Source organism: Tritonibacter sp. SIMBA_163, assembly GCF_046535935.1.
In the GTDB taxonomy this organism is placed as follows: Bacteria; Pseudomonadota; Alphaproteobacteria; order Rhodobacterales; family Rhodobacteraceae; genus Epibacterium; species Epibacterium scottomollicae.
The window spans coordinates 1-242 of sequence record NZ_JAWJBP010001161.1 but is presented as its reverse complement, the minus strand read 5'-3'; the positions used below and the strand labels follow the sequence as shown (position 1 = coordinate 242).

Genomic DNA, 242 nt, shown 5'->3' with positions numbered 1-242 from the left:
AACCCGGTCGGCGAGCGAAAAGGCCTCGGAACGGCTGTGGGTGACATAGACACAGGTGATGCCGAGCTCGCGCTGGAGATTCTTCAGTTCGACCTGCATCTTGATTGCCATATGGGCATCGAGCGCCGAAAGCGGCTCGTCCAAAACCAGCACTTTGGGTTCCAGCACCAGGCTGCGGGCGAGAGCAACGCGCTGTCGCTGACCACCTGCCAGACGCGCGACATTGCGGTCTGCGTAGGTGG

Annotated in this window: 1 protein-coding gene; it reads right to left on the bottom strand. The window is 61.6% G+C overall.

The window, feature by feature from the left end:
* Positions 1 to 242, bottom strand: a 242-nt coding sequence (locus R0J92_RS25975; protein WP_411053811.1) for an ATP-binding cassette domain-containing protein, incomplete at both ends; no start/stop codon positions are given.